The sequence below is a fragment of the Ancylobacter radicis genome (assembly GCF_018449475.1).
GTDB classification, from domain to species: Bacteria; Pseudomonadota; Alphaproteobacteria; order Rhizobiales; family Xanthobacteraceae; genus Ancylobacter; species Ancylobacter radicis.
This window is the reverse complement of record NZ_JAHCQH010000016.1, coordinates 13,743-34,799: the sequence shown is the minus strand read 5'-3', so window position 1 is coordinate 34,799 and position 21,057 is coordinate 13,743. Positions and strand designations below refer to the sequence as shown.

12 protein-coding genes are annotated in these 21,057 nt (G+C 68.9%); all 12 read left to right on the top strand.

What is annotated here, in order from left to right:
* The first annotated feature begins 99 nt into the window (after positions 1 to 99).
* The 12 genes from KIP89_RS19990 to KIP89_RS11135 all read left to right on the top strand — a co-directional run bounded on the left by KIP89_RS19990 (position 100) and on the right by KIP89_RS11135 (position 21,008).
* Complete coding sequence (locus KIP89_RS19990; RefSeq protein WP_213755654.1) at positions 100 to 10,236, top strand: autotransporter outer membrane beta-barrel domain-containing protein; 10,137 nt, start codon at positions 100 to 102, stop codon at positions 10,234 to 10,236.
* 157 nt (positions 10,237 to 10,393) lie between these two features.
* Entirely contained in the window at positions 10,394 to 11,215 is an 822-nt protein-coding gene (locus KIP89_RS11185; RefSeq protein ID WP_213755526.1) for a FadR/GntR family transcriptional regulator, read from the top strand.
* A gap of 158 nt (positions 11,216 to 11,373) precedes the next feature.
* On the top strand, positions 11,374 to 12,573 hold the full coding sequence (locus KIP89_RS11180) for a mandelate racemase/muconate lactonizing enzyme family protein (RefSeq protein WP_213755525.1): 1,200 nt from the start codon (positions 11,374 to 11,376) through the stop codon (positions 12,571 to 12,573).
* A gap of 13 nt (positions 12,574 to 12,586) precedes the next feature.
* Entirely contained in the window at positions 12,587 to 13,357 is a 771-nt protein-coding gene (locus KIP89_RS11175; RefSeq protein WP_213755524.1) for an SDR family oxidoreductase, read from the top strand.
* An 80-nt stretch (positions 13,358 to 13,437) separates the two neighbouring features.
* Positions 13,438 to 14,451, top strand: a complete 1,014-nt coding sequence (locus tag KIP89_RS11170) for a TRAP transporter substrate-binding protein (protein WP_213755523.1) — start codon at positions 13,438 to 13,440, stop codon at positions 14,449 to 14,451.
* A 109-nt stretch (positions 14,452 to 14,560) separates the two neighbouring features.
* Entirely contained in the window at positions 14,561 to 15,142 is a 582-nt protein-coding gene (locus tag KIP89_RS11165) for a TRAP transporter small permease (RefSeq protein ID WP_213755522.1), read from the top strand.
* Positions 15,139 to 16,419, top strand: a complete 1,281-nt coding sequence (locus tag KIP89_RS11160; RefSeq protein WP_213755521.1) for a TRAP transporter large permease — start codon at positions 15,139 to 15,141, stop codon at positions 16,417 to 16,419. The genes KIP89_RS11165 and KIP89_RS11160 overlap by 4 nt, the downstream gene beginning before the upstream one ends.
* A 47-nt stretch (positions 16,420 to 16,466) precedes the next feature.
* Entirely contained in the window at positions 16,467 to 17,510 is a 1,044-nt protein-coding gene (locus tag KIP89_RS11155; protein ID WP_213755520.1) for an L-idonate 5-dehydrogenase, read from the top strand.
* A 5-nt stretch (positions 17,511 to 17,515) separates the two neighbouring features.
* The gene (locus tag KIP89_RS11150) at positions 17,516 to 18,094 is read left to right on the top strand and encodes a gluconokinase (RefSeq protein ID WP_213755641.1); all 579 of its coding nucleotides are present in this window, start codon (positions 17,516 to 17,518) and stop codon (positions 18,092 to 18,094) included.
* A 293-nt stretch (positions 18,095 to 18,387) separates the two neighbouring features.
* On the top strand, positions 18,388 to 19,116 hold the full coding sequence (locus KIP89_RS11145; protein ID WP_250152412.1) for a carbonic anhydrase: 729 nt from the start codon (positions 18,388 to 18,390) through the stop codon (positions 19,114 to 19,116).
* 288 nt (positions 19,117 to 19,404) lie between these two features.
* Positions 19,405 to 20,322 carry an aldo/keto reductase gene (locus tag KIP89_RS11140; protein WP_369807118.1) on the top strand — a complete coding sequence of 306 codons (918 nt, stop codon included), beginning with the start codon at positions 19,405 to 19,407 and terminating at the stop codon, positions 20,320 to 20,322.
* A complete protein-coding gene (locus tag KIP89_RS11135; protein WP_213755518.1) occupies positions 20,322 to 21,008 on the top strand; it encodes a DUF6064 family protein in 687 nt (228 codons plus the stop codon). Before KIP89_RS11140 ends, KIP89_RS11135 begins: the two co-directional genes overlap by 1 nt.
* Positions 21,009 to 21,057: the final 49 nt, after the last annotated feature.

Genomic DNA, 21,057 nt, shown 5'->3' with positions numbered 1-21,057 from the left:
CTGACATTGCCTTTACCACAGGGCTCGGGACTTTTACGCAAGGGGAGGCCACGCGGGAAAGCTGCCCCTGATACGACGATAGGCCGGGGGCGTATGAGCGTGCTGCGTAAAATTCAGCCTTATCGGGCCATCATCGGCAATCGCCGTCATGGCCTGACGTTGTTGCTGGGTTTGGTGGCGCTCTGCGCCCTCACAACCCCCTCGCTCGCCCAGACCAGCAATGCGACCATCGGGCCGAACTACGATCATTCCGACGTGCAGACGGGTTCGAGCGGCAGTTCGGGCTATTCCTGCCCCGACAGTAACGGCTACGAAGCCAATGTGGGCGGCGGGCATAGCGGCGATGTCGGGCCTGACATCAACGCCACCTACACGAACAGCCTGAGCGCCGGCTCCACCTATGACGGCACCTTCCTCGTCGCCGGAAGCACGGGCGGCAATGGCGGTCATGGCGGCGACAGCAACAATGCGGTGCTGTGTCTTGATGGCGGCGCGATCAATGGCGGCGTCGGGGCCACCGGCAGCGATGGCGGAAGCGTGACGGTCACCACGACGGGCGGATCGGGCAACACCTTCAGCGGCACCGCCATCGTCGTCTACAGCAAGGGCGGCGAGGGTGGCGAAGGGGGCTCGTCCGTATCCTCGGGCGGCTATGGCGGCTCCGGCGGCGAGGGTGGCGAGGGTGGCGCGGTCTCCCTCACCAACTCTGTGGCCATCATCACCACATCCACCGGCGCGGCGGGCCTCGCGGTCCTCAGCATTGGCGGCAATGGCGGCGCGGGTGGCAATGGCGACGGCAGCGGCAATGGCGGCGCCGGCGGCGCCGGCGGCGTGGGCGGCACGGTCTATGTCTCCAACTCGGCCTCGATCACCGCCGAGAACTCCATTGCCATCTATGCCCAGAGCGTCGGCGGCACCGGCGCGGGCGGCGGCAGCGGCGGCGGCGGCTACTGGATCTTCGGCGGCGGCGGCAGTGGCGGCGGCGGCGGCTACGGAGCGGATTCCAGCACCGTCTCGGTCGACAATTCGGGCGCCCTGACATCGAACTGGCTGGGCGGCCGGGGCATCGAGGCCCAATCGGTGGGCGGCGGCGGCGGCGATGCCGGCGTCTCCACCGGCCTGAGTGGCCTGGGCGCCAATGGCGGTCCGGCCGGCAGCGGCAGCACGGTCACCATCACCAACAGCGGCGCCATCACGCTCACCAATGGCTCGGCGATGGGCATTGCCGCGCAGTCGGTCGGCGGCGCCGGTGGCACGGGCGGACTGGCCTATAGCAGCGGCCTCACCGGCATCATCATCGGCGGCACGGACAGCGGCGGCGATGGCGGGGGCGGCGGCGACGCCGACACCGTAACGGTCAGCAATACCGGCACCATCTGCACCGGCAATTCCTGCGCCAGCACCACCGCCCCATCGGACAGCGCCGGCGGGGCCATCGGCATTTTCGCGCAGTCGGTCGGCGGCGGCGGCGGCAATGGCGGCTTCGGCGTCGCCACCTCCATCGTCGGCACCTCCTTTGCCATGGGCGGCGCGGGCGGCAATGGCGGCGCGGGCGGCAATGTCTTCGTCACCAATACCGGCGGCGTCTCCACGCAGGAACTCAACTCACCCGGCATCCTCGCCCAGTCGCTCGGCGGCGGCGGCGGCACGGGCGGCGGCGCGCTGTCGCTCTCGTTGAGCGCGGCGGAGGGCGCCTCCATCTCCCATGGCGGCTCAGGCGGCGATGGCGGCAACGCCGCCGTGGTGACGGTGAACTGCACCAGCGGCGACGCCGGCGCGAATTATGGCGCGGCCTGCCTGGCCAGCGGCGCGAACATGCTGAGTGCGTTCGGCACCGGCTCCATCACCACCAATGGAATCGGCTCCCCCGGCGTCATCGCCCAATCGCTCGGCGGCGGTGGCGGCCATGGCGGCTACGCGGTGTCGCTCTCCGGCAGTGAGGTCGCCGCCTTCTCGCTGTCGGTGGGCGGTTCCGGCGGCTCGGGCGGCGACGCCGGCAATGTCTTCGCCGGGTCTGGTGGCGTCAATATCGACACCCTCGGCTCGGATTCGCCGGGCGTCATGGCGCAGTCCATCGGCGGCGGCGGCGGCAATGCGGGCGCCAGCATCGCCGGCAGCATTGCGCAGGGCGCCTCGATCGCGCTTTCCGTCGGCGGCTCCGGCGGGTCGGGCGGCTGGGGTGTCAACGCGGCGGCGATCAACCAGGGCAGCGACATCGCCACCACGGGCGACCGCTCGCCGGGCCTCATCGCCCAGTCGATCGGCGGCGGCGGCGGCAATGGCGGCGCGGCCATCTCGGCGGCGGCGGGGGAAGCGGCGGCCGTCAATCTCACTCTCGGCGGGACGGGCGGCACCGGCGGCACCGGCGGCTGGGCCTATGCCTACAACAAGACCGACTCCGGCGCCGCCGGCAGCGCCAACATCACCACGACCGGCTACCAGTCCAGCGCGATCGTCGTCCAGTCGATCGGCGGCGGCGGCGGCAATGGCGGCTACACGACATCGCTCGATCTCTCGCTCGGCCCGGCGCTCGGCGCCAGCATTGGCGGCCTCGGCGGCAGCGGCAATTACGCCAACACCGTCTTCGTCGAGAGCGCCAACGGCACGCTGAGCGCGGCGGGCGGCGGGTCGGCGATCATCCTCGCCCAGTCCATCGGCGGCGGCGGCGGCAATGGCGGCTTTGCCACCACCGGCGATGCCGGCCTTGAGGGCGCCGCCAGCCTCACCGTCGGCGGTGACGGCGGCGGCGGGGCCTTTGCCAATACGGTGCAGGTCACCAATTACAGCGACCTCATCGCCCCGAGCACGGTGACGGAGACCACCTCCACGCAGGTCGCAACCACAACCTATGTGACCGAAACCGTCATCGAGTTCCAGACGGTGGAAGTCTGCGACCCGTACCCGGTGTGCTGGTTCGAGGAGCAGCCGGTCACCGTCGTTACGCAGGTGCCGGTGACGACCTATTCCACCGTCACGACCACGCAGACGGTCGCGAGCGGCGCGTCCATCTACGGCAACGCACCGGGCATCCTCGCCCAGTCCATCGGCGGCGGCGGCGGTTCGGGCGGATTCGCGGTGGCGGGCTCCGTCTCCGGCGCCTTCGATGCCAATCTCGCGGTCGGCGGCAGCGGCGGGCTGGCCGGGGCTGGCGCGGCCGTCACGGTCGCGAACAACGCCAGCGTGAACCTGGTGGGGCCCTTCTCCAGTGGCCTCATCGCCCAGTCGCTGGGCGGCGCGGGCGGCACCGGCGGCTTTGCCGTGGGCGGCGGGCTGGAGAGCGGCGTCGCCGCCAACGCCACCATTGGCGGCGGGGGCGGCAGCGGCGGCTCGGCCGGCACCGTGACGGTGACGCAGGCCGGCGGCGCCATCGTCACCAGCGGCGCGCAATCGGTGGGCATCATGGGCCAGTCCATCGGCGGCGCGGGTGGCGCGGGCGGCTGGAACGTGGCCGGCTCTCTCGGCAGCGGCGCCGCGGCGGCGGTCGCGCTGGGCGGGGCCGGCGGCAGCGGCGGCACCGCCGGCAGCGTGTCCATCACCCAGTATAGCGGCGCGCCGATCACCACCAACGGCCTGCTCTCCGCCGGCATTATAGCCCAGTCGATCGGCGGATCGGGCGGCCATGGCGGCTTCAGCGCCGGGGCAGCCGGATCGGTGATCCTCGCCTCCGCCGTGACCATTGGCGGCACGGGCGGCGCGGGCGCCACGGCCAGCGCCGTCACGGTGAATGCTGCCGACAGCATCACCACGCAGCAGGACCAATCCATCGGCATTCTCGCCCAGTCGATCGGCGGCACGGGCGGCAATGGCGGCTTCGCCCTCGCCGGCGGGGCCTCGAGCGGCGGCGGCGAGGAAGCCGACGTCTCCGTCGGCGGCGGCAGTTCGACCGCCGGCCAGGGCGGCACCGCCGCGAGCGCCGGGGCGGTCACGGTCACCGCCGCCAATGTCACGACGCTCGGCTATCTCTCCACCGGCATTCTCGCCCAGTCGATCGGCGGGTCGGGCGGCAATGGCGGATCAAGCCGGGCCTTCAGCCTCTCCGGCAGCTCGCTCACCAGCGACGGCGCGGCCGCCTCGGTCGCTATCGGCGGCAGCGGCGGGCCGGGCGGCGCGGGCTCGACCGTTTTGGTGACGCAGATCGGCTCGGTCCAGACCGGCAATGCCACGACGGCCAGCGATCTCGCGCCGGGCATCATCGCCCAGAGCATTGGCGGCAATGGCGGCAATGGCGGCGCGGCCGATGCCAACGCCATCGCCAGCACGGTCGCGGCCTCCGTCGCCATTGGCGGCGGCGGCGCATCGGCCGGCAATGCCGCCGCCGTCACGGTCAACAGCAATGTCGGGCTGAGCACGGGCGGCATCCTCACCTATGGCGAGCTCTCCGCCGGCGTGCTCGCCCAGTCCATCGGCGGCGGCGGCGGCAATGGCGGGTCTTCCCTCGCGACCGCCTCCAGCAACCAGTACGGCGCCGGCGTCGCCATCGGCGGCTGGGGCGCGGGCGGCGGGGATGGCGGCACCGTGACGGTCACCACCGGCGGCACGCTGCAGACCTATGGGGCCAACTCCGCCGGCATCCTCGCCCAGTCGATCGGCGGCGGCGGCGGCAATGGCGGCAGCGCCACCACCAACACAGCGGCGGGCGAGGGCAGCGAGCTTCAGGGCGGCGTCACCTCGGTGGCCGGTGCGGGCGCCGCGAATGTCGCCAGCAACGTCTCATCGGCCTCATCGTCCTTCTCATCGTCCAGCTCGGACCCGAACAGCGCCGCCTCCGACAAGCCCACCAACGGCATCGCCGCCTCGCTGGCGATTGGCGGCACCGCCGGCCAGGGCGGCAGCGGCAGCACGGTCACCGTGACCACGATTTCCGACATCGTCACCGCCGGCGACCTCGCTACAGGCCTGTTTGCGCAGTCGATTGGCGGCGGCGGCGGCAATGGCGGCACCTCCTCCAGCAACGCGGATGGCAGCTCCTACGCGGCCTCGGTCAGCCTCGGCGGGGCGGCAGGGACCGGCGGCAGCGGCGGCATTCTCTCCATCAACGCCAGCGGTAACATCCAGACGCTCGGCCAACAGGCCGCCGGCCTCTTCGCCCAATCGGTCGGCGGCGGCGGCGGCAATGGCGGCTCGGCCTCCAGCACCACCACCGGCGGCCAGGCGGCGGTGAGCTTTGCCCTCGGCGGACTCGGCGGCGACGGTGCCACGGGCAACAGCGTGACGGTCACCAGCGGCAGCACGACGAACCTCAGCTACATCAACACGCTCGGCGCCAGCTCGGCCGGTCTTTTCGCGCAGTCGGTGGGCGGCGGCGGCGGCAATGGCGGCTCCAGTGTCGTCTCGTCGAGCTCTCCGGGTACCCAGTCTTCCAGCGGCTCGACGGTGAACGCCTCCACCGGCTCGGTTGGCGGATCGGTCAGCGGCACGCAAACCACCTCGAGCGCCGGGAGCAGCAGCGGCAAGGGTGCCAGCCAGGCCGGCACCAATGGCAGCAATGACACGACGACCGGCGGCAATGCGCTGGCCATGAGCCTCGGCGGCGCGGCGGGGACCGGGGGAAGCGGCGGCGCCGTCAGCGTGACCAATTATGCCGCGATCATCACCGGCATCCCGCTCGCCAACGCGGCGGCGCCGCTGGTGGCGCCGGACAACTCCCCCGCACTGTTCGCCCAGTCGGTCGGCGGCGGTGGCGGCAATGGCGGCTCCAGCACCTCCAACGCCTCCGCCAACGAGCACAGCGTCTCGCTGGCGCTGGGCGGAATGGGAAGCTCGGGCGGCGACGGCGGCAATGTCACGGTCACCACGGCCGGCACGCTGCAGACCGCAGGCAACAATTCCACCGCCGTCTTCGCCCAGTCGGTGGGTGGCGGCGGCGGCAATGGCGGCTCCTCCTCGACGACGGACTCCACGGGCGGGACCATGGCGCTGGCGCTCGGCCTTGGCGGTTTGGGGGCGGGCGGCGGCGATGGCGGAACGATCAGCGTCACCGTCAATGCGGCGGTCGATGAGGCCAATCTCATGGGCATCGCCACGGCCGGTGCAACCTCCTACGGCGTCTTCGCCCAATCGGTCGGCGGCGGCGGCGGCAATGGCGGCGCGTTGATCGCCGCGGCGACCGGCGGCAGCACCAGCGACGGCTCCGGCGCGACCTCCTCGGCCTCGAGCAGCGGCACCTCGACCTCGAACTCGAACGGCGTTGCCCTGGCCATGGGACTTGGCGGGTCGGGCGGCGGCGGTGGCGCGGGCGGCAATGTGACGGTCACCACTTATGCCCCGATCCTGACGCTCGGCGCGCAATCGGTCGGCCTGTTTGTCCAATCGGTGGGCGGCGGCGGCGGCGCGGGCGGCGCCAGCACCACCAACGCCAATAGCGGCACTTATGCGCTGAGCCTTGCTTTGGGCGGTTCGGGGGCCAGTGGCGGCAGTGGCGGTACCGTGTCGGCAACGCAGAACGCCAGCACGATCACCTATGGCGTGCTCGCCCACGGCATTCTCGCACAGTCCGTCGGCGGCGGTGGCGGCGTCGGCGGCGCCAGCAACAGCACCTCCGCCAGCGGCGGCGACGCCAACATCGCGCTCGGCCTCGGCGGCTCGGCCGGCACGGGCCAGATCGGCGGCAGCGTCAATGTGAATGTGAACGCCGAGGTCCAGACCAGCGGCTACGGCGCCATCGGCGTGCTCGGCCAGTCGGTCGGCGGTGGTGGCGGCGCGGGCGGCGCCAGCCATTCCAGCGCCTCGGGCGGCACCGTGGCGGGGGCCGTGACGCTGGGCAGCAGCGGCGGCACCGGCAATGACGGCGGCGCCATCTCGATGAGCCAGTACAACAGCGCCCCCATCACCACCAGCGGCGGCGGCGCCCATGCAATGCTGTTGCAGTCCATCGGCGGCGGCGGCGGCGTTGGCGGCATCTCGACGTCGAGCACGGCCGGCGCGAGCAGCAGCGGGACGAGTTTCGCGCTCGGCGCCAGCGGCGGCGCCGGCGGGGATGGCGGCGACCTGTCGCTGTGGACGATTTCCGGATCGATCACCACCAGCGGGCTGGGCGCGGCCGGCATTCTCGGCCAGTCGATCGGCGGCGGCGGCGGCGCAGCCTCCTTGAGCAGCGTCACGGCATCGGCCGACACCAGCGACGGGGCGAGCGGCTATGCCGCCGGCGTGGCGCTTGGCGGAACGGGCGGCGCGGGCGGTGATGGTGGCACGATCACCTTCACCACGCAGGTGGGCATCGTGACGAGCGGCGCCCTCGCGCCCGCGGTGCTGGCCCAATCCATCGGTGGCGGCGGCGGTCTCGCCGTCGGCACGGTGACGCTCGACGCGAACCTTGCCACGTCCTCCGCCACCCTGTCGCTCGGCGGTTCGAATGGCGTCACCGGCGCCGGCGAGGCCGTCACGGTGACCAATTACTGGAACCTCGCCACGAGCGGCGTCGAATCCTATGGCATGGTCGGCCAGTCCATAGGCGGGGGCGGCGGCCTGTCCGGTCTTGTCGCCGGAGGCGGGAGCCCATCCTTCGATTCCGGCAGCACCGTCCAGCTCGGTACGCTCGGCACCAGTAGCGGCGGAGGTGGCGCGGTCTCGCTCGTCTCCTATGCCCCGATCCAGACGACGGGCGCGCGGGCGGTCGGCATGATCGCCCAGTCGATCGGCGGTGGCGGTGGCATCGCGGCAGCCCCGGGCTTCGGCAGCGCCAGCGAGGCGAGCGTGACGCTCGGCGGCAGCGCGGGCGGTGACGCCGGCATCGTCTCGTCCACCTGGGCGCAGTACACGCTCTCAACCACCGGCGACTTCGCCATCGGAATGCTGGCACAGTCCATCGGCGGCGGCGGCGGCCTCTCCACCGTCCCGGCGAGCACGGCAACGCTCGGCGGCACGGGCGGCGGCGCCGGCAACACCGTCACCGTCACCACCGACGTGAACACGCTGATCTCCACCACCGGCGTCGGTGCCGTTGGCATCCTCGCGCAGTCGATCGGCGGCGGTGGCGGCGTGGTCGTCGGCGCTCCCGGTCAAGTCAGCTTCGCCGCCAACAGCACAGAAGCCGATGGCGCGGCGGTGTCGCTCACCATCAACGGCAACATCGCCACCAGCGGCACCAATGCGGCCGGCGTCATCGCCCAGTCGATCGGCGGCGGCGGCGGCGTGGTGCTGAGCGACGCGGCCACGAGCTGGACCGCCAGCGGTGGCGACGGCACGGGCGCTTCCGTCACCGTGACGGTGTCCGGGTCGATCACCACCACTGGTGCCGGCGCGGATGGCGTCATCGCCCAGTCCGTCAGCAATGGCGGCGGCCTCGTCATGAACGGCACGACCGCCGAACTGGTGAACGGCACGCCCGCCAATTCGGGCAAGGTGACCGTGAGTGTCGTCGGCAGCGGCTCGATCGTCGCCACCGGCGCAGGGTCGAACGGCATCAATGCCCAGAACTATGGCGACCCGATCATCAACATCGCCTCGGGCGCCGCGGTCATCGGCGGCGCGGGCGGCACGGCGATCACCAGCGTCGGCTCCGAGAACTACATCAACAATGACGGCCGGCTCTCCACCGTCGACGGCGCCGAGGGCATGGCCATCCGCGCCAGCGGCGGCTTCACCGATGTCTCCAATGGCGGCGACCTGTTCGGAAACATCTCGCTCGATTCCGGCTTCACCAACTCGCTCGTGAACCTCGCCTCGGGCACCCTGCGCGCCGGTTCCTCGCTCGATCTCGGCGGCGGCAGCAGCGTGCTGCGCAATGAGGGCCTGCTGCGCAGCGGCTCCTCCAATCTCGGCACGGTCGCCATCAATGGCAGCTTCGTGCAGACCTCGACCGGCGTTCTCGTGGTGCGGATGGACCAGCAGTCGCTCGCTTCCGACCAATATGGCGTGAGCGGCACCGCCAGCCTCTCAGGTGGCGTGCTCGGCGTCATCTACCGGCCCGGACGCGCCATGCCGGGCACCTACACCACGCCGTTCCTTTCCGCCGCCGGCGGCCTGTCCACCACCAATCTGGTGGCGCTGGGCAATACTGCGATCCTGGACTTCGCGCTGCTCGGTTCGAGCTCCGTGCTGAACCTCCAGACGACCCTGGACTTCACCCCGCCCGGCCTCTCGCCGGCCGCCCAGACCATCGGCGCTGTTATCGGAGATATCCAGACCGCCGGTTCGTCCCCCCTGTTCGAGACCATCGTGCCGGTGCTGCTCGGCATCGCCTCGGTGGACGACCTGGAAACGGCCTACCAGACGGTCGGCGGCGGCGCGGTTTCGCTGGTGCCGCAGAGCTTCATCAATGCCGCCTCGGCCTCGATGGCGAGCATCACCGACCAGATGGACCGCTGGCGCTTCGACCAGACCTTCCGCCAGGAGTCTTTCCGCCAGGCGTCCTTCCCCACCGTGTCCCTGCGCGACTCGTCGGTCAACGCGGCGACCTCTGCCAGCACGCCGACCGCGTCCTATCTCTGGCTCGCGCCGATCGGCAGCGCGACCACGGGCGGCGGGCTCTCCGGTTCGCTGATCGGCGTGACCATCGGCGCCGATGGGGAATTGCCTGACCAGCCGATCGTGGCCGGCTTTGCCGGGAGCTTCTCCGCCAGCAGCCTCTCGGCGGATGAGTATGGCGCGAGCGCCTCCACTAATTACGGCAGCATCAGTGCCTATGCGCTCTACCGTGCCGGCGCCGGCTATCTCTCTGCCATCGCCACCGTCGGCTATGGCCAGTCCGACTTCGACCGGAACCTCTACGATCTCGGCCTTGGCCTCTCCACCGATGTCGAGCTCGGCGGCACCGTCGCGGGCGGACGCATCGAGATCGGCTACAGCTTGGAACTGCCGGGCGGGGTGACGCTGACCCCGTTCGCCGCCTTCGAGCCGATGCAGCTCTGGCTGGACTCGGCGACCGAGAGCTTCGGCAGTCTTGGGGCCGGCCTTACCTACGACTCCACCAGCATCACCGCCCTGCCGGCCTATCTGGGCGTGCAGCTCGACACGGTCTGGCAGGGAGCGGACGGGCGTCGGTACGCGCCCTTCCTGCGCGCCGCCTGGATGCACGATTTCAGCCCGGACCGCGATGTGTCGCGCAGCTTCGCCGAATTGCCGGAGTTAAGCTTCTCCGGCACCGCCATCCCCGTCATGGAGAACGCGCTGGATCTTCATGCCGGCATGACGGTGACGAGTGGCTCAAATCTCACCGTGTCGGCGGGCTTTGATGCACAATTCGGCGACGGCTATTCGGTTGTCGGCGCCAGTGGGAGCCTACGCCTGCGCTGGTAAACCCGATGGTCCACGCCCTGACGTCGTAGCACCTGATGGTCCACAAACTCGTCCCCCTCGCCAGGAGAGCGAAATAGGTCTCGGGGGGCCATGTATGTTGATGGGTCGGAGCGGCGGCAGGCATTGACGGGCCATTCATCATACGTATGATGAATGCATGACCCTCTATCACGACACCCTTGAGCGACTGGGGAAGGACATCTGTTCGGGCCGCTATCGCCCGGGCCAGGTGATTCCGGCTGAACCCCTGCTGTGCGCTCAACTGGGCGTCAGCCGTATCGTGCTGCGAGAGGCGATCAAGGGCCTGGCGTCAAAGGGGATGTTGGAGGCGCGCCGTCGCACCGGCACGGTGGTGCTGGAGCAAAGCCGCTGGAGCCTGCTCGACCCGGAGGTGATGATCTGGCGCGCCGATGCCAATGGGGTCGATCTTGCCCTCGGCTCCGACATCATGGAACTGCGCCGCATCATCGAGCCCGCCGCCGCCCGCCTGGCCGCCCAGCGCGCGCAGCCGGCCGAACTGAAGGCGCTGCGCGCGGCCTATGAGGCGATGGCCGCCGCCGTCGACGGCCAGGGCGACTATGTCGCCGCCGACCTCGAATTTCACAGCACCATCATCCGCGCCTGCGCCAATCCCTTTGTGACTCAGTTGCAAAGCGTGATGTCGACGGTGCTTCGCATCTGTTTCGAGCGGGTCTCCGCCGTTCCCGGTGGTCGCGTGCACTCGCTGCCGCTGCATCGCCGGGTCTGTGAAGCCATCGAGCAGCGGCGTCCGTCCGACGCCGGCGACGCCATAATCGAGCTTCTGGATGACGCGGAACACGACATGCGCCAATTGCTGAGCGCGGATCCTGAAGCCTTTCGCACGCCGGCCCAGACAGCCAGCGTCGCAGATGCCCAACAACGAGCCGATCGAGAGCTCGACCCCAACAAAAACGATGAAATCCTGGAGGAACGCCATGCCCGGATCGCCCTGACATAGGCGCGCTGCGCATCTCGCGCCGCTGATCGCCTGCGCCCCGCGGGCTGCCACGTGCAGCTTCGGCCGGCCCATGCACTTCATCTCCGATCCATCGGCCAGCTTCGCCCTCGCGGGCGGGCGACGGCTTTTTGCGCCCTCAGAGCCTCTTGCAAGATCTCATGAAAATCACAGCCATCGAGACCATACGCGTCGCCGAATTCGCCAATCTGCTCTGGGTGCATGTTCACACCGACGAGGGCGTGATCGGCCTTGGCGAGACCTTCTATGGCGCCGGCGCGGTCGAGGCGCACATTCATGACACCTTGGCCGGCCGGCTTCTTGGCCGCGACCCGCTGCGCATCGAGGCGCTCAACCGTGAAATGGTGAACCTGCCGCTGGCGCAGGCCTCGACCGGCGTCGAGTACCGTGCCGCCTCCGCCATCGACTTCGCGCTGTGGGATATTTTCGGCAAGGTCTGCAACCAGCCGGTCCATCAGATGCTGGGCGGGCTCGCCCATGACAAGTTGCGCCTCTACAACACCTGCGCCGGCTACAAATATGTACGTTCCACGAGCATCAAGCCGGTCTCCACCTGGGGCCTCGGCGCGAGCGAGGGCCCCTATGAGGATCTCGACGCCTTCATGAACCGGGCCGACGAGCTGGCCGAGAGCCTGCTCGACGACGGCATCACCGCCATGAAGATCTGGCCCTTCGACCCGGCCGGCATCGAGACCGGCGGCAACTACATTACCGCCGAGCAGATGAAGACGGCGATCCAGCCCTTCGAGAAGATCCGCAAGGCGGTCGGCGACAAGATGGAGATCATGGTCGAGTTCCACTCGCTGTGGAACTTGCCCACCGCCAAGAAGATCGCCCGCGCGCTCGAGCCCTATGCCCCCACCTGGTACGAAGACCCGATCCGCATGAATTCGCCGCAGGCGCTGGCCGAATATGCCCGCTCCACCGATGTGTGGGTCTGCGCCAGCGAGACGCTCGGCTCGCGCTTTGCCTATCAGGATTTCCTGAATGTCGACGCGGTCGGTGTGGTGATGGTCGATCTGTGCTGGACCGGCGGCCTGACCGAAGGCCGCAAGATCGCCGCCCAGGCCGACACCTATCACCGCCCCTTCGCCCCGCATGACTGCACCGGCCCCGTGGCCTTCGCCGCGGCGATCCATTGCTCGTTCAGCCAGCCCAACACGCTGATCCAGGAGTCCGTCCGCGCCTTCTATCGCGGCTGGTACACCGAGCTGGTGACCAACCTGCCGCGCATCGAGAACGGCTTCGCCTACCCGATGGAAGGCGCCGGCCTCGGCCTCGAACTGCGCCCTGAAGTCTTCACGCGCCCCGACATCACCCGCCGCCGCAGCGCGCTCTGAGAAAGACCCGCTCATGTCCACCCAGCTCTTTTCGCTCGACGGGCGCACCGCCCTCATCACCGGCTCGGCCCGCGGCCTCGGCCTCGGCATCGCCCGTGGCCTCGCCCAGGCGGGCGCCCGCGTCGTGCTCAACGGCACCAAGCCCGACACCACGGAAGCGGCATGCCGCACGCTGGAAGGCGAGGGGCTTTCCGCCCATGCGCTGCCCTTCGACGTGACCAATGATGCCGCCGTGGCCGACGCCTTCATCGCGCTCGACGCCGAGGGCATCGAGATCGACATCCTCGTCAACAATGCCGGCATCCAGTTCCGCAAGCCGATGGTGGATCTCGACCCGGCCGACTGGCGCCGGGTGATCGAGGTCGATCTCACCAGCGCCTTCCTGGTCAGCCAGCAGGCGGCCCGCCGCATGATCGCGCGCGGTCGCGGCGGTAAGATCATCAACATCGCCTCGCTGATGAGCCAGGCGGCGCGCGCCACCGTCGCCCCCTACACGGCGGCGAAGGGCGGCATCAAGACGCTGACCCATTCCATGGTCGCGGAATGGGCGCAGCACGGCATTCAGGCCAACGCCATCGGTCCCGGCTACATGGCGACCGACATGAACGAGGCGCTGATGAACGACCCGGCCTTTGACGGCTGGGTCAAGGGCCGCGTCCCGGCACGCCGCTGGGGCCAGCCCGACGAACTGGTGGGCGCCGCCGTCTTCCTCGCCTCGCCCGCCTCCAACTACGTCAACGGCCAGCTCATCTACGTCGATGGCGGGATGCTGGCCGTCCTCTAAGCGGCGCATGACGACGCCGTAAGCAACCAGATCGCCCCCAAACGATCGCATTCAAGAAGATCGCACCAAGGAGAACACCCATGAAGACCGTTACCGGACGCCGTGCCTTCACCGCAGCGCTGCTGGCCGCCACCCTGTTCGGGGCGCTGCCCGCCTCGGCGGAGATCAAGGCCAAGGTCGGCCACGCCATGCCGGAGAGCCATCCGCAGGCGGCGTCGATGAACAAGTTCGCCGAGCTGGTCGGCACCTACACCAATGGCAATGTGAAGGTGCAGACCTATCACGGCGCCGTGCTCGGCAGCGACGAGAAGCAGCTTCAGGCTGTGCAGGCCGGCACGCAGGAGTTCTACATCGGCACGCTGGCGCCGCTGTCCTCGCGGGTGAAGGAAGTGCAGGTCTGGGATCTGCCCTTCATGTTCCAGAACACCAAGGAAGTATACGCCGTGCTCGACGGCGCCTCCTCCAAGGAGATCTTCGCCAAGGTCGAGCCCTCGGGCATCGTCGGCCTCACCTGGACCGGCATGGGCTTCCGCAACCTGTCGAACAGCCGCCGCCCGGTGACCAAGCTCGACGACATCACCGGCCTGAAGCTGCGCGTGATGGCCAACCCGGTCGCCCTCGACACCTGGAAGACGATCGGCGCCAACGCGACGCCGATGCCGTTCTCCGAAGTGTTCCCGGCGCTGGAAGTCAAGGCGATCGACGGTCAGGAGAACCCGCTCCTGCACATGTACGCCAACAAGATGCAGGAAGTGCAGAAGTACATCTCGCTCACCAACCACGTCTACACGCCGGTGGCGCTGGTGGCCTCGAAGAAGTTCTGGGACAAGCTGACCCCCGCTGACCAGGACGCCATCCGCAAGGCGGCGGTGGAAGCCGGCCTGCTGCAGCGCAAGCTGCTGGACGAAGGCGATCGCGACGTCATCGCCAAGTTCAAGGAAGCCGGCGTTGAGGTGGACGCCGTTCCCGCCGACCAGCTGGCGCTCATCCAGGCCCAGGTGAAGCCGGTGGTGGCGAAGTTCAAGCCGCAGATCGGTGAAGCCTTCGTCGACGGCTTCTACGCCGAAATCGAGAAGGCGCGCAGCGCCAACTGAGCGATCGCGAACCGGCGGTCCGCCCAGGCGGGCCGCCGGGCTTCCCTTCAACGGCGCAACCCCTTCCTTCCGGCGACGGAGCGGCGCTCGGCTTTCCCGAGGTGTCTCGATGAACCAACTGCTCAGGTTGGCAATCGCAACGTTCTACCGCGTGCTCGAGGTCGTGATGGTGCTGTGCATGGTCATCATGCTCATCACCGTTTTCGGCAATGTGGTGCTGAGGCTCGGCTTCAACACGGGTATTGACCTGTCCGACGAACTGCCGCGCTTCGCCTTCGTCTGGCTGACCTTCCTCGGCGCCATCGTCGGTCTGCACCGGCGCGCGCATCTGGGCGTCGATCTGGTGGTGCGGGCCCTGCCGCTGCTGGGCCGCAAGCTGTGCTGGGGCATCAGCCAAGCCATCATGCTCGTGTGCAGCCTCTATATGCTCTACGGCACCTGGCTGCAGCACGACATCATTGCCGGCAATTCGTCGCCCGTCGCGCAGATCTCGACGCTCTGGGTCTATGGCGTGAGCTACGTCACCTCAACCGCCATCGCCCTCATCTGCATGGCCAATCTCGTTCGCCTCGCCCTCGGCCATGTCGCGGAGGACGAACTCATCGACGTGAACGAGGAGGGGATGTCCGAGATTCACGACATCGAGCACGAGCTCGCGGACCAGAGCACCCGCAAAGGGGCGGCGTCATGATCGTCTTCGTCTTCATCGGTTCGCTGCTGGGCCTGATGGCGCTCGGCATGCCGGTCGCCTTCGCGCTGATCGGCTGCGGTCTCGCCATGATGTTCTACATGGGCATCACCGACCCGCAGATCATCATCCAGAACATGTGGGACGGCGCCAACAGCTTCCCGCTGCTGGCCGTTCCGTTCTTCATGCTCGCCGGCGAGTTCATGAATGCCGGCGGCATGACCCGGCGCATCATCACCATGGCCATGGCCTGGGTCGGTCATATTCGCGGCGGCCTCGGCTATGTCGCGGTGATGGCGGCGGTGATCATGGCCTCGCTCTCGGGCTCGGCCGTCGCGGATACGGCGGCGCTCGCCTCCGTGCTCGTCCCGCTGATGCGCAAGTCCGGCTATGACGTGAATCGCTCCTGCGGCCTCATCGCCTGCGGCGGCATCATCGCCCCGGTGATTCCGCCCTCGATCGGCATGATCATCTTCGGCGTGACCGGCGGCGTGTCGATCACCAAGCTGTTCATCGCCGGCATCGTGCCGGGGGTGATGATGGGCATCGCCATCATGCTGGCCTGGCGCTGGTGCATCAAGAAAGACAACCCGCGCGTCGAGCCGCGCCGCTCGATGAAGGAGCGGCTCATCGAGACCCGCGACGCCTTCTGGGCGCTGCTGCTGCCGGTGGTCATCATCGGTGGCCTCAAGTTCGGCATCTTCACACCGACCGAAGCCGCCGTCATCGCCGCCGTCTACTCGCTGTTCGTCGGCGTGTTCATCTACCGCGAGATCAAGCTACGCGACCTGTTCCACCTGATCTATCGCGCGGCGGAAACGACGGCGGTGATCATGTTCCTGGTGGCGGCGGCCGGCGTTTCGGCCTGGCTGATCACCACGGCGGACATCCCCCAGCAGCTCGCCGGCTTCGTCGAACCCTTCATGGACAGCCCGATCCTGCTGATGGCGATACTGATGGTGCTGGTGTTCATCATCGGCACCGCGCTCGACTTCACCCCGACCGTGCTGATCCTCACCCCGGTACTGATGCCGGTGGTGAAGCAGGCGGGCATCGACCCGGTCTATTTCGGTGTTCTGTTCATCATGAACAACGCGCTGGGTCTGGTCACGCCGCCGGTCGGCACCGTGCTCAACGTGGTCTGCGGCGTCGCCAAGGTCCCGATGAGCGGCGTGATCCGCGGCGTGCTGCCCTTCCTCATCGCCCAGACCATCGTGATGTTCCTGCTGGTGGCCTTCCCGCAGATCGTCCTGTGGCCGCTGCACTGGATGACCCGCTGACGCCGGACCATCTCGTCTTCTCTCTCTTCTCCAGGGACTTGCCTGCCATGCGTGCCATTGTCATCCACGCCCCGCACGATCTGCGCCTCGAGGCCATGCCGGCCGCCGCGCCCGGCCCGCACGACGTTGTCGTGCATATGGGCGCGGGCGGGATCTGCGGATCCGACCTGCACTATTTTCACGAAGGCGGCTTCGGCGTGGTGCGCATCCGTGAGCCCATGGCCCTTGGCCATGAGGTAGCGGGCACGGTGAAGGCGGTCGGGGCCGGCGTAACCACGGTCAGGGTCGGGGACAAGGTCGCGGTCAATCCTTCGGGCCCGTGCGGGCAGTGCGAGTATTGCCGGCGCGGCCTGCGCAATCAGTGCCTCGACATGCGGTTCTACGGCAGCGCCATGCGGTTTCCCCATGTCCAGGGCGCCTTCCGCGAGGAAATGACCGTGCCGGAGGCGCAGGCGGTAAAGGTCGCCGACGATGTCGACCTGTCGCTCGCCGCGCTGTGCGAACCCTTCGCCGTGGCGCTGCACGCCGTGGCGCAGGCGGGCGACCTGACCGGCAAGACCGTGCTGGTTTCCGGCTGCGGGCCGATCGGCTGCCTCGTCATCGCCGCAGCGAAGCTGGCAGGCGCCGGCACGATCGTGGCCACCGATATCGCACCGGAAGCCCTCGCCGTCGCGGCCCGGCTCGGCGCGACGCGCTGCGTCGATGTCTCCGGCGGAACGGGGGAACTGGCGGATCTGGCACAGGACAAGGGCCGCGTCGACGCGGCGCTCGAATGCTCCGGTAATGGACGGGCGCTGACCGCCGCCATCGAGCTCACCCGCCCGCGCGGCACCATCGTTCTCATCGGCCTCGGCGGCGAGCAGCCGCTGCCGATGAACGCCATCGTCGCCAAGGAACTGAACATCCTGGGCAGCTTCCGCTTCGATGCGGAGTTCGCCCGTGCCGCCGCGCTGATCTCGGCCGGGCAGGTGGATCTGCGGCCGCTGCTCACCGGCAGCTTCCCGATCGAGGAGGCGGAGGCTGCATTCGCTCTGGCCTCGGACAGGAAGCGGGCGATGAAGGTTCAGTTTCGATTCAACGAGATGGCGTGACGGGGATGGAGGGCGAGCAACGCCTCGGCATCGTGGTGATGGGTGTCTGCGGATGCGGGAAATCCTCCGTCGGTCGATCCCTCGCCGAGAGCTTCGCCGCCGACTTCATCGAGGGGGATACGCTGCACACGCCCGCGAACATTGCCAAAATGGCGCGCGGCGAGCCGCTGGACGATGCGGACCGTCAGCCTTGGCTGGAGGACATCCGCCGGGCCATCACCGATACGCGGGCGGCCGGGCGCCGCGTTGTCGTCTCCTGCTCGGCGCTGCGCCGCGCCTATCGCGACCAGCTGCGCGCGGCCGGGCCGCTGCACTTTGTCTTTCTGAGCGGGACCCCCGCCGTGCTGGCCGAGCGCATGGGCCGGCGTGACGACCATTTCATGCCGCTCGCGCTTCTCGACAGCCAGCTCGCCACCTTGGAAGACCCAACCGGCGAGGCGGGAGTGGTGACGGTCGACATTGATCAGCCTCTGGTCGACGTCATCGCCCGCGCCGAGGCGGCGATCCGCCATGCGCAGCAGGCCGAGTTGGAGCTGTCGGATCTGTCGGCCCGCCAACCGCGCGGCTTCCCTTCCAGCGCCTGACATTCACGCCGATCGCCGCCTGTCGCCAGAAGCACAGGCGGGAAAACGGTCATCGCTGGAACGGGCGGCCGCGTTCCTCTCGCCGGTAAATTTGCGGTCGACCCGCATCGCGACGTTGCTATGATCAGGGACGACGAATTTCCCGGTGCACGTGCCGAAAGGGCGGGGGCGCGATCATCGGGCACGTCCATGACACCTCCGCCCAAGAATGGCCGGGCGCGCATCAGGGCGCCGTTACATGCCGTCAGCGCGAAGATCCGTCCCGGCCATGCGTCTCAAGCGACCTTCAATCAATGAAAATCAGCGGGGGAAACATGTGTAAGGAATGTTCACGCGGCACCATCACCCGGCGCGGGCTGTTTGCGGGCGGTCTCGCCCTGACCGTCGCGGCCTCCACGGCAGGCCTCGCCTTTGCGCAGGCGCCCGAAGGCCGGCCCACCACGGCGGATGAGGCGTTGAAGCGCCTGAAGGACGGCAATGCGCGCTATGTCGCGAACGCGCCGGTGAATACCGATCACTCCGCAGGCCGCACCAGCCGCTCGATGGGCCAACAACCCTTCGCCGCTGTGGTGACCTGCGCCGATTCCCGTGTCGTGCCGGAACTGATCTTCGATCAGGGGCCGGGGGATCTCTTCGTCATTCGCGTTGCCGGCAATTTCATCAACGAGGACGGACTGGCCAGCCTGGAATATGGAGCGGCCGTTCTGGGTATCCGGGCGATCGTCGTGCTGGGCCACACGTCCTGTGGCGCGGTGCAAGCCACCATCAAATCCATCAAGGACAACACCCTGCCGCCGGGCCACCTGCCGAGCCTGGTCAACGCGATCCGCCCGGCCGTCTATGACGTGATGCCAAGCAATCCGAGTGACCTGCTGGCTGCCGCAACCGCGCAGAACGCCAGGCTGAACGCGAAGCTGGCCGCGACTTCCGGCCCCATTCTTTCGGATTTCCACGACAAGGGAACGATTAAGTCCGTAGCCGCGATCTACAACATCGGCACCGGACAGGTCGAGGTCATCTAGCTCCAGAAGACCCTGAGGCGTAGCGCAAGAACTGGCGCATGCGGCTGTCGCGCGGAGCGTTCGCGCGACAGCCGGGCTGATCTTTTCATCGGCCGCTTCAGGCACTGACGTCGTGACGCCATGACGTCGACCAATCCCATCGGGATCGCTGACGGCCCGCCCGCGCCCCCCACCATCCACCTCGCCGTGTCTGCGCTGAACGCGTGCAGCACGCGGCTGTGATCGGGCGCGTCGGTGGACATGACCGGATCGAACATTAGGTCAGGGAGCAGCGAAAGGGGAGCCAAGGTGACGATCACACGCAGGAGCCTCGTCGGAACCGCGGCCCTCGGCGCCGCCATGGCCACCCTTCGGGGCTCGCCCCTGCGGGCCCAGACTGCGCCGCTCACCCGCGCCATTCCGTCCTCGGGCGAGATGATCCCGGCGGTCGGGCTGGGCACCTGGATCACCTTCAATATCGGCGACGATCCGCAATTGCAGGCCGAATGCACCGCCGTCACGGCCGCCTTCTTCGCCGCCGGCGGGCGCATGATCGACAGCTCGCCCATGTATGGCTCGTCGCAGGCGGTAGTCGGCCGCGGCCTTGCCGAATTGGGCCGACCGGACAGTCTGTTCTCCGCCGAGAAGGTCTGGACCTCGTCCACCGCCAATGGACCGGCCCAGATCGAGCAGACACGCCGTCTCTGGGGCGTCGAACGCTTCGATCTGCTGCAGGTGCATAATCTGCTGAGCTGGGAGGCGCATCTCGACACGCTGCTGGCGATGAAGGCGGCGGGCCGGTTGCGCTATGCCGGCATCACCACCTCGGAGGGGCGCCGCCACGATCTCGTCGAGACGATCATGCGTCGCCACCCCATCGATTTCGTGCAACTGAGCTACAACCCGGTCGACCGCGAGGCTGAACAGCGCCTGCTCCCGCTCGCCGCCGAGCGCGGCATCGCGGTGATCGTCAACCGCCCGTTCCGGCAGGGCGCCCTGACCCGGCGGCTCGACCGCGAGCCGCTTCCCGGCTGGGCGGGCGAGATGGGCGCGACCAGCTGGGCGCAGATGATCCTGAAATTCATCCTGTCGCACCCCGCTGTCACCGTCGCCATCCCGGCAACCACCCGCATCGATCATGTGCGCGAGAACCTCGCCGCGGCGGGCGGCCCGCTGCCCGATCCGGCCCTGCGCGAGCGAATCGCCGCCCATATCGGCGGGCTGTGATGTCCGAGTGGTGGACCTATCGGCTGGACGACTTCCTTCTGTTTGCCCCTCGCGCCTATTGGCGCCTGTTCGAGGCGCAGAACGCCGCGCTGTGGCCGTTGCAGATCGTGACGAGCGTCGCGGGGCTGACGCTCATAGGGCTGGTGCTTTGCCGTCCCGGCCGCGCCCCGCTCTGGATGGGGCTAGCCCTCGCCCCGCTCTGGGCACTCGTCGGGTGGTCCTTCCTGCTGGATCGCTATGCGGCCATCAACTGGGCGGCGGCCTATGCGGCGCCGGCATTCCTCGTGCAGGCGTTGCTGATGCTCGCCGTCGCCATGCTCCCCCGGAGCGAGGCCTTTGGACGGCTCGACGCCATCGGATGGGCCGGGCTGGCGCTGGCGCTCATCGGGATGCTGCTCTATCCGGGGCTGGCCGTCATGGCCGGCCGGCCGCTGACCAGCGCGGAGGTCTTCGGCATCGTCCCCGACCCCACCGTTCTCGTGACGGCGGGACTGCTGCTGGTCGCCGGTGGCCGATGGCTCCCCGCCCTGCTGCCAATTCCCCTGCTGTGGTGCCTGTTCAGCGGCCTGACCCTGCTCGCCATGGGTGAGATCGAGGCATGGCTGCTCCTGCCGGGCGCCGCGCTCATCTGCGTGCTGGGGGCGGCGCGGCTTTTCCGGCCCCTCGCCCGGCCGCGAGAGCGATAAGCATGGTCGTCGGAAGGACTGGCGCGGGAGCGGCCTGAGGGCCCCCCGC

Excerpts from the sequence above, each read along its gene's own strand:
- KIP89_RS11185 (WP_213755526.1), top strand. The coding sequence starts at position 10,394 with ATGACCCTCTATCACGACACCCTTGAGCGACTGGGGAAGGACATCTGT.
- KIP89_RS11180 (WP_213755525.1), top strand. The coding sequence starts at position 11,374 with ATGAAAATCACAGCCATCGAGACCATACGCGTCGCCGAATTCGCCAAT.
- KIP89_RS11175 (WP_213755524.1), top strand. The coding sequence starts at position 12,587 with ATGTCCACCCAGCTCTTTTCGCTCGACGGGCGCACCGCCCTCATCACC.
- KIP89_RS11170 (WP_213755523.1), top strand. The coding sequence starts at position 13,438 with ATGAAGACCGTTACCGGACGCCGTGCCTTCACCGCAGCGCTGCTGGCC.
- KIP89_RS11165 (WP_213755522.1), top strand. The coding sequence starts at position 14,561 with ATGAACCAACTGCTCAGGTTGGCAATCGCAACGTTCTACCGCGTGCTC.
- KIP89_RS11160 (WP_213755521.1), top strand. The coding sequence starts at position 15,139 with ATGATCGTCTTCGTCTTCATCGGTTCGCTGCTGGGCCTGATGGCGCTC.
- KIP89_RS11155 (WP_213755520.1), top strand. The coding sequence starts at position 16,467 with ATGCGTGCCATTGTCATCCACGCCCCGCACGATCTGCGCCTCGAGGCC.
- KIP89_RS11150 (WP_213755641.1), top strand. The coding sequence starts at position 17,516 with ATGGAGGGCGAGCAACGCCTCGGCATCGTGGTGATGGGTGTCTGCGGA.
- KIP89_RS11145 (WP_250152412.1), top strand. The coding sequence starts at position 18,388 with ATGAAAATCAGCGGGGGAAACATGTGTAAGGAATGTTCACGCGGCACC.
- KIP89_RS11135 (WP_213755518.1), top strand. The coding sequence starts at position 20,322 with ATGTCCGAGTGGTGGACCTATCGGCTGGACGACTTCCTTCTGTTTGCC.